Below are 9455 nucleotides of genomic sequence, written 5' to 3' on the forward strand. Positions count from 1 at the left end.
CCTATTTAGTACTATATGTGTCAAACCGGTGTGCCCTGATGACGTTGCCAGGGGCGTAGCGCGTGAAGCCGAAACAGCCCCCGACACACCCCCGCCTTTCTCAAGAACGAAAAACCGCCGCCACCTCGGCTAAAAATGCTCTAGTGTGCAATGTCGCCATCATTGATCTTGTCGACCGCATCATCCTGCCCAGCCTGCTGCAACGCCCACATCTGGGCATACCGCCCTCCTTTGGCCACCAAGTCCCAATGAGAGCCCTGCTCGAGCACCTTGCCGTGATCCAGCACGATAATTTCATCGGCATCGACAATAGTGGAAAGACGGTGGGCAATGATCAACGTTGTCCGATCCTTGGCAATTTGCCTCAATTCTTCTTGAATGGCGCGTTCGGTACGAGTATCCAGCGCACTGGTGGCCTCATCCAGAATAAGGATAGGCGGATTTTTCAATAAAGTACGGGCAATGGCGACACGCTGTTTTTCGCCGCCGGACAATTTCAATCCACGCTCACCCACTTGCGTTTGATACCCCTCCGGCAGACTCATGACGAAATCATGGATGCTGGCAGCCTTGGCTGCCTGGAAAATTTCGTCTTGTGTCGCTTCGGGATTGCCATAAGCAATGTTGTACAAGATGCTATCGTTGAACAGCACCGTATCTTGCGGGACGATGCCAATATGATGACGCAGGCTGGATTGGGTCATGTCACGAATGTCGACGCCATTAATTGTAATTGCGCCCGCGTTCACATCGTAGAAACGGAATAACAAGCGTGATAACGTGGACTTCCCGGCGCCCGACGACCCCACGACAGCCAGCGTCTTACCCGCCGGAATAACAAAATTGACGTCAAACAGTATCTGGCGATTCGACTCATAGCCGAAATCGACATGGCGAAATGCGATCGCGGCCTGTGAAGTTTGTAGTGGCTTCGCGTCAGCGCGATCGGCAACTTCCTGGCCTTGCTCCATCAAGCCGAACATACGTTCCATATCGGCCAGCGCATGCTTGATTTCGCGGTAGACAAACCCCAGGAAATTCAGCGGCGCATACAACTGGGTCAGGTAGGCCGAAACCAGAACGACGTCGCCCACCGACATGGTCTTGTTGACCACGCCTTCAGCCGATAGCCACAGCAACAACGTTATACCCACCGTAATGATGACGCCCTGCCCCATGTTCAGGAAATTCAGCGACACCTGGTTCTTGACCGCCGAGTCCACCCACTTGCCCAGGTTCGTGTCATAGCGATCGAGTTCGTAAGCCTCATTACCAAAATACTTGACAGTTTCATAGTTGATCAACGCATCTATGGCTTTGCTGTTGGCTTTGCTGTCCAGGTCATTCATGCTGCGCCGGTAGACCATGCGCTTTTCCGTCACGAACAAGGTAAACAACACATACGAGGTTATCGTGCCTAGCGTCACCAAGGCAAAGCTAAAGTCGTAGCGCCACAGCAAAATGGCTGCCACCATGCCGATCTCCAGCAAGGTCGGCAAAATATTGAACACCATGAAATTAAGCAGAAAGCCTATGCCTTTGGTGCCACGTTCAATATCCCGGCTTAACCCACCCGTTTGACGCTGCATATGAAACCGCAAAGACAACGCGAACAAGTGCTTGAACAATTGCGCCGCGATGCGCCGTATGGACCCTTGCGTGACGCGCGCAAACAAAGCGTCGCGCAGCTCTCCGAACACACCTGACGCCAGGCGGGCAAACCCATAGCCCAGCAAGGCCGCCACCGGTAATATCATCAGCGTCGCCGGCAGACTGAGCTTATCGACAATATCCTTCAAAAACAGCGGCAAAATAACACTCGCCACCTTGGCTGCAACAAGGCAAGCCAACGCCGCCATCACCCGCCATTTAAACTGCCATACATAAGGCAATAGCGACTTGATGGTTTGGATATCGTTGCGGCGCGCAGGAGCTGGGCCCCGATGGGTGAATCTCATGTAGCGGGGTCCTTAACGAATTGGGTGATTTTTTTTATCCATGTTTGCGATACTTCATGCGAACCGGCGAACGACAAATGCGAGGTGTCCGAGTAACGCGCCCTGCCCTGATGCAGGGCCGAACAAATGCCCTGCTCGCACAAGACATCATAAGGATTCAGGAACAATACCCGGGGATCCGACCCCAGCGCGGCAAGCAGTTGTTGATTCAACTCGTACCCAAGCCCTTGCTCTTGGGGCAGCGACAACGCGTCCAGGCATGTCATCGGCAAATAATCCGGCCGATCCAGGCAAGCCGCGACCGGACCGCTTGCCCGAATGCCAGGCTGGGTGCCGATAACGATCAACTTTCTGCGCGGGTTATCCGCGACCAGGTCCAATACCTTGGCCGCCAGGAACCGTACGTAGTCGGCCGGATCAGAGAAGGTCAGACGTGTGCCATCAGGCTTGACCAGCAGGTCCCGATAACCGGTCCAGCTGACCGCATAAATCAACGGCAGGTCATTGCCCTTCAGCAACGCCTGAACCTGTTCGGTTTTAGTCTGGCATTCCGGCCGCGGCTTACCATCCAGCAGGCGGGTAATATCGCGCCCCAGAATGCAGCCGTGCTGGAACACACCTTGAATTTTCTGATGCCTGGCCTTTAGCGCGTCATCAAAGCCTGAGGCATATTGCAAGGCAAAGCTATCGCCGGCAAAAATCGCCATAGGCCTATTGGCGGCGGAATCGCCCAACATGACATCCAGCGCATACCCATCGCCACCGTAGCGCTCGGCATCTTTGACAGCAGGCTGCTCCAAGCGCGCATGATAAGTGTCATTCACCCTTGAAGGCAGCCCTTGTTGATAATGGACAAAGGCCGCAGGCACTAGCACCACCGCTACCGCGGCAGCACAAGCAACGGCCTTGACCGTGTTCCAGCTTGTCAGGTCGATACGCCGGTAACGGCACTCAACCCAACGGTACAAGGGATAGGCCAGCAAAAACGGCACCGCAAACAAGATGGCCTTATCCCAGAAACCCAAAGGCCGGTAGACATAGTACTTATAGAAAACAATAAGCGGCCAATGCACCAAGTACAGAGAATAAGAAATCAGCCCAACAAACACGGCGATTCGATTGCGCAGCAATGCCCCCAGATACCGGGCTCCGCCAGCGTAAATGCACAAGGCAGCGCCTAACACCGGCACCACTGCATTCACACCCGGGAAGACCGTATTCTTGTCGAACCACAACACGCTATACAGCAACAAAGCCAGGCCCAAGCCCAACAAGCCTTCCTGCACCTTGTTTGACGGCATACCCTTGCGTTCCAGCCAAGGCAGCAGGCCGCCCGCCGCAAACTCGAACATTCTGAACGGCATCAGGTAATAATTGGCCGAGGGGTCAAGCACAGTAAACCATTGGGATGCTGCAAGCGACACTAGCCCCGCCAGCAGCAAAATTTGAGGTAAGTAATTATCTCGCCATCGCCAGACGCCGTAAATCAGCAGCGGCCATACGAGATAGAACTGTTGCTCTACGCCCAGAGACCACGTGTGCAACAAAGGATTCAGTTCAGACGAGGTATCGAAGTAGCCGGCAACCTGCCAAAACAGGAAATTCGAAGCAGAGAAAAATGCGCTCGCCGTGGAGGCCGCCAGCGTGCGGTACTGAATCGGATCAAACAACACATAACCCGCAACCATGGTCAGCAGCAAGGCCGCGATCAGTGCCGGATATAAACGGGCGATGCGCCGCGCCATGAACGGAAAAAACCGGAACTTGCCGCGCTCGCAGTCGGTATGAATGATCTGAGTGATCAAATATCCGGAAATCACAAAAAACACGTCGACGCCGACAAAGCCACCGCCAAATGGTGCGAAACCGGCATGAAACAGCAATACGCTGACAACAGCGACACTGCGTAAGCCATCAAGTTCGGGACGATAGGTTTTCGAAGAGGCCGGTATGGCTGCCGAAGAAGTACTGCCAGGCATGTATTACATTAGCTTGCGAGAAGAGGGAGACAAAGTGTAGCAAGCAAAACCGGCCCCTGGATGTATCAATTGATAAAGGAAGCATCCGGTAAGGCTTGGGCCAGGAGTCGACGCTGATCCAGGAGCACGTCGTAGAACGCCTGGGCAGCGCTGGACAGGCTCTTTTCGTGACGCCGGATCAAGTATAAAGACCGCTTCACCCTGCTTTCGGGCGCCAGAGGAATGATTTTCAACCGAGGGTGTCCGAACTGAAACAATGTCATGGCTGGCACGAGGCTTACGCCAAGGCCGGCCGCCACCAGCCCGGTCACCGTCGCCAAATGATCGACTTCCAGAAACGAACCGAGGCTGCAAAAATCGGTGTTATGAAGCAGGCTTTGCCGGATGCTGCTGTTTTTGCCTAGCTGAATGACAGCGCTTCCCTTGAGTTCACGCAAATGGACCGACGACCTTGCCGCCAAAGGATGATCGTCGCGGCACACCACATAAAAATGATCTTCGCACAAGGGCTCGGCAAGCAAACCGGCCATGTCCTTGCCCTGAGCTGCAACGGCCATGTCCACTGCCCCGCGCCGCAATAGCTCCAGGCAGGGCTCAAGCAAGGCATCGTGCAGTTGTAGTTCGATAGCAGGATAGCGCGCATGAAACTGTGCATAAATATCAGGTAACCAACCAGCTGCTAAAGAAGGCAATGCGGCGACCGACACCCTGCCTTTGCGCTTAGCCACATGATCCTGCAGATTCTCCATTACCGCATCCAGATCATTAAGCAGCCTTAGTGCCGATGTGTTGAACAACACCCCTTCAGGCGTCAACTCGACCCGGCGCGTAGTCCGGTCAAACAAACGCACGCCAATCGAGTCCTCGAGCGATTTGATCAAGGCGCTGAATGCCGGCTGAGTCTGATGACAGCGCTGCGCGGCTTTCGTAAAGTGCCGCTCTTGCTCCAGGGCGACAAATGCGCGCAATTGGCGAGAAGAGAGATTCATAAAAAAAAGGCATCAATAGATAAGATGTTTCTATTTTACTTATTAATTGCGCCACCCTATAGTTGATCGAATCCCATCCACCAGGCGACGCTATGCAGCAGAATCCATTAATAATTGCTTGTGCCACCGGTTTCTCGGGGGACAGAACCGATGGCGTCCTGCCTGTCGTGGATACCTTGGTGCAGACGGGCGGCCAAGCGCTCATTTTCGAAACACTGGCCGAACGAACTCTGGCCCTATCCCAACTGGCCAAGAATCAGGATCCCGAACGAGGCTATGAGCCCTTGCTGGACGATTTGATAGGCCCTGCTTTACGGCAGTGCCTGCAACACGACATAAAGATTATCAGCAACTTCGGCGCAGCTAATCCACCTGCAGCGGCCCGGCGCATCAAGGCAATTGCCCAGGAGCAAGGCCTGAAAACGCCCCGCATTGCGGTCTTGTCCGGCGATCAACTGACTACAGCCGAGCAACTGGACTTTCTGCGTTCCAGTATTGGAAGCCGCTTCGATAAGCTTGATATCGTCAGCATCAACGCTTACCAAGGTGCTGAGGAAATTGCACAGGCGCTGCGGGAAAGCGCCGATATCGTCGTGGCAGGACGCGTTGCCGACCCCTCGCTGGTAGTTGGCCCTGCCATGGCCCATTTTGGATGGCAAAACAGCGACTGGCACCGTCTGGGTTGTGCCACGATCGCAGGCCACCTACTGGAATGCGGTACGCAGATCACTGGCGGCTACTTCGCAGTCCCTGGCATCAAGGACGTGCCCGGCATGGACAATCTGGGGTTTCCCATTGCTGATATCCAGGCGTCTGGCAGCTTTTCCATAGGAAAGGCCGCGCACACCGGAGGGATAGTCACCGAGCAAACCGTCAAAGAACAACTACTGTACGAAGTACACGATCCCGCCGCTTACCTTACCCCTGACGTTACGGCCGACATCAGCCAAGTGGTGGTTACCCCTGTAGGCGTGGACCAAATCCGGATCGACCACGTTACCGGACATGCCCGCCCTGAAACGCTAAAGGTCAATATCTGCTATCGCGGCGGCTGGCTTGCTGAAGCCGAAATCTCGTACGCAGGTATGCAAGCAGAGGCGCGCGCCAGGCTGGCGGCAGAAACCGTGCAAAAACGCATAGGTCAACAACTGAAGTTGCGCATTGACCTGATAGGCGCGTGCAGCATTTTCGGTGATGACGACGGCGAGTATCTACGTCGCCATGCGCCAGGTCAGGCTCGGGACGTCCGCTTACGCGTAGCAGGGGCCCATCCGCAAAAAGAAATTGCCGAACGGATATTGCGCGAAGTCACAGCCTTGTATACCTGTGGCCCGGCAGGTGGAGGCGGTGTCAGGACATCATTGCGACCGCGGTTGAACAGCCTGTCCAGCTTCGTTCCGCGAGATCTGGCGCCAGCAAGCTGGCACTTCATGGAATAAGCACACCATGCCCACCTCTTCCTACACCACGGTCCCCTTGTATCGTCTTGCGCATAGCAGAACAGGCGACAAAGGAAACATCTCGAATATCAGCGTCATCGCCTGGGCGCCCGAATATTTACCGCTATTGAAAGAACAGCTTACCGAAGCGGCAATCCAGGACTGGTTTGCTTTCCGCCGCCCTCAACGTGTGCGGCGTTACGTAATCGAGTCCATCGGCGCGATTAACTTCGTGATTGACGGGATCCTGGATGGCGGCGTCAACGACGCCTTGAACCTGGATACGCATGGCAAAGCGTTGTCGTTCTACTTGCTGGACTTTCCCGTACATGTCAGCCATGAACTGGCTTGCACCCTGCCCGATATCAATAACTAAACATCACCAACCAGGAGGAGACCCTCATGTTTCATATCAGTGCTAAAAAAAATCTGTTGGCAACGGCGCTATTGCTTTGCCTGCCCTTGGCCGCTCAAGCTCAAGACTATCCCACCCGTCCCATTACCTTTGTTGTACCTTTCGGTCCAGGCAGCGCCACCGACCAATTAGCCCGAGCCATAGGCCAGGGCGTGACCGAACAAAGCGGCCAGGTCGTGGTCATCGAAAACAAACCCGGCGCTAGCGCCATGATAGGGGCTAGCGATGTCGCCCGCGCCGCACCCGACGGCTATCGTGTGCTGATCACCACCAACACCTCGCAATCGGCCAATCCACATCTTTATAAAAAGCTGAGTTACGATCCCATCAAGGATTTTGAACCCGTGACACTGCTGGGTACGGGAGGCCAGATCATGGTGGTAAATCCAGCATCTCCGGCTAAAACCGTGGAAGACTTCATTAAGCTGGCGAAGGAAAATCCAGGCAAGCTGACCTTCGGCAGCGGTAGCTCCAGCAGCCGAATCGCTGGTGAACTGTTCCAGCAAATGGCCGGCGTAGAGCTATTGCATGTTCCTTACAAAAGCAATCCATTGGTGATCAGCGATTTGCTGGGCGGGCAAATCGACATGATGATGGCAGATATGGCTACCGGCCTGCCTCAAGCTCAATCCAACAAGCTTCGCGCGCTTGGCGTCACCACCAGCAAGCCCTCCCCCCTGGCGCCAACTGTGCCTACTATTTCCTCCGCCGGCGTACCTGGCTACGAAATGGGATATTGGTTCGGCGCCTACGTGCCTGCCAACACACCGGCTCCCGTCGTTTCAAAACTGCACGACTTATTGGTGGGCGCCACTACACGCGCTGCGGCAACCCAGTTTTATACACAGACAGGTACCCAACCCGTAACGTCCAGTCCTGCTGAGCTGGCCGACTTCCAGAAAGCTGAAACGGAAAAATGGGGCATCATCATCAAAAAGGCTGATATAAAACCTTCATAACAGGAGAAAAAAGGGCTTAGCGCCCCTGCTTCCAAACAACGCCCCGCGCCATAGACCTGGCGCGTTGGCGTACCCGGCAATTTATTGTTACCCCGGATTAGACAAGCACAGCCCGTACCAGCCGAAACTCCTAATACAATAGCGTTGCCCCAGGATAAACCGGAGACTGTATGGCTGTTCCACCCTTTGATTACGAAGCTGCGCTTCTCGCTTGCGCGCGTGGTGATCAAAATGCATTCCAAGAGCTGTATCAACACGAATCCCCCCGCATGCTGGCCTTGTGTACAAGAATGCTCACGCAAAGCAACAGTGCCGAGGAATTGATGCGCGATACGTTTGTGTCTATCTGGAAAAATGCCCAAAGCTATGATCCTAGTCTGGGCGCCGCGCGCGCCTGGATCTACAGCATCATGCGCTACAGGGCATTGAACCGGCTGCGCCAGTCAGGGCGCCTGCGCCCGACCGCTGTAGCATGGAACGATAGCCTGCCAAACCCGGAGTCGGTACACGCCCTGCCGGAATCCGGATTGGCCCATGCCATCTCACGCCTTGACGAGGACCAGCGCCGTCCCATACTGATGGCCTTCTATAACGGTTATACCTACGAACAGATCGCCACGCGCCTTAAAGCACCGGCCGCCCAAATCAAGATGCAGGTTCAGGAAGGTTTGCGCCAAATCCGGGAGCAACAGGCAGCATGAGCAGCACACCCACCTCCGATCACAACGTCCTCATTGCCGAATACACCCTAGGGTTATTGAATCTTCAAGAAACCTCGGAGGCCCAGGCGCTATTAGGGCAAGACAGCCAGGCCGCCATGGCAGCGCTAAACTGGGAAAACCGCTTTCTGGAACTGGTGGATCTTTTACCTCCCATCGATCCAGGACCGCTATCATTGCGTCGACTACAGACCACCCTGGGTCATACGGCCACTACGCCCCCTATCAAGCCACAGACGCCGCCCGTCGACATTCGCACGAGCAGTGCCGTTCCGGCAGTTCCTGTTCGACAACCGCAAGCGACAGTAAAGGCCGAAGACGACACCCTTACCGTCGCTGCGGCCTTGCGTATGCGGGAAAAGCCCGCCGAGCCAGCGCCTGCCCCTGCACCGGTTCAGGCAAAAGCCGCGCCTGCACCGCCACCGATACCCGCCAAGGCTCCTGAAGCCAAGTCGCAGTCGGCCAAATCGCCGCCAGCCGAGAAGACCGCCCCGCCATCGCCTGCTGACAGCAAAATAAACAATATCTGGGTATGGCGGATAGCAAGCCTGGGGTTTGCGCTGATCGCGGCCGTACTTGCCCTTGTGCCGGCCAAGCCAGTAGCGCCGCCTGTGACCATCGTACAAGTCGCTCCTACTCGTGCCGCCATCATGCAGGCGCCTGGCCAAAGCTCCACGCCAGGATGGGTAGTCACCATAGACCCGCAGGGCAACGTCCTGATGAATCCTCAGGTTCACAGCGATATTCCGGGCGACGCATCGGTACAGCTATGGACACGCCATAAAAACAATCCGCAACCCCGCTCGCTGGGTTTGATAGATCCCAATCAGCCGGTGACCGTACCCGCAAACCTGATGGGTGAAATCAGCACAGACCAGATTTTCGAAATGACACAAGAGCCAGCCGGAGGCTCACCAACCGCCAGCCCAAGCGGGCCTATTTTGTTCATAGGCCGCCTGGTGACTTTTGGAAAACCCGCGCCGGCATCGCCGGCCGC

At 55.4% G+C, this 9455-nt stretch carries 8 protein-coding genes; 5 read left to right on the forward strand and 3 right to left on the reverse strand.

The window, feature by feature from the left end:
• Positions 1-140 precede the first annotated feature (140 nt).
• The 3 genes from ABWO67_RS08220 to ABWO67_RS08230 form a co-directional block, all read right to left on the reverse strand.
• Positions 141-1958 carry an ABCB family ABC transporter ATP-binding protein/permease gene (locus tag ABWO67_RS08220; RefSeq protein ID WP_353150167.1) on the reverse strand — a complete coding sequence of 606 codons (1818 nt, stop codon included), beginning with the start codon at positions 1956-1958 and terminating at the stop codon, positions 141-143.
• Positions 1955-3937: an acyltransferase family protein gene (locus ABWO67_RS08225; protein WP_353150170.1), complete on the reverse strand. Its 1983-nt coding sequence runs from the start codon at positions 3935-3937 to the stop codon at positions 1955-1957. Before ABWO67_RS08225 ends, ABWO67_RS08220 begins: the two co-directional genes overlap by 4 nt.
• A gap of 65 nt (positions 3938-4002) precedes the next feature.
• Positions 4003-4926, reverse strand: coding sequence for a LysR family transcriptional regulator (locus tag ABWO67_RS08230; RefSeq protein WP_353150173.1), 924 nt, complete (start codon positions 4924-4926; stop codon positions 4003-4005).
• Between the two features lie 92 nt (positions 4927-5018).
• Between ABWO67_RS08230 and ABWO67_RS08235 the strand changes: the two genes are divergently transcribed.
• The 5 genes from ABWO67_RS08235 to ABWO67_RS08255 all read left to right on the forward strand — a co-directional run.
• The gene (locus tag ABWO67_RS08235) at positions 5019-6365 is read left to right on the forward strand and encodes an acyclic terpene utilization AtuA family protein (RefSeq protein ID WP_353150176.1); all 1347 of its coding nucleotides are present in this window, start codon (positions 5019-5021) and stop codon (positions 6363-6365) included.
• Between the two features lie 7 nt (positions 6366-6372).
• On the forward strand, positions 6373-6741 hold the full coding sequence (locus tag ABWO67_RS08240) for an AtuA-related protein (protein WP_353150179.1): 369 nt from the start codon (positions 6373-6375) through the stop codon (positions 6739-6741).
• Positions 6742-6767: 26 nt separating this feature from the next.
• Positions 6768-7739 carry a Bug family tripartite tricarboxylate transporter substrate binding protein gene (locus ABWO67_RS08245; RefSeq protein WP_353150182.1) on the forward strand — a complete coding sequence of 324 codons (972 nt, stop codon included), beginning with the start codon at positions 6768-6770 and terminating at the stop codon, positions 7737-7739.
• A gap of 170 nt (positions 7740-7909) precedes the next feature.
• Entirely contained in the window at positions 7910-8440 is a 531-nt protein-coding gene (locus ABWO67_RS08250) for a sigma-70 family RNA polymerase sigma factor (protein WP_353150185.1), read from the forward strand.
• The coding region (locus tag ABWO67_RS08255) for an anti-sigma factor (protein ID WP_353150187.1) at positions 8437-9455 on the forward strand (1019 nt) is incomplete at its 3' end. The genes ABWO67_RS08250 and ABWO67_RS08255, both read left to right, overlap by 4 nt.

Origin of the sequence: Pollutimonas bauzanensis (assembly GCF_040393045.1) — a bacterium.
In the GTDB taxonomy this organism is placed as follows: domain Bacteria; phylum Pseudomonadota; class Gammaproteobacteria; order Burkholderiales; family Burkholderiaceae_B; genus Pollutimonas; species Pollutimonas bauzanensis_A.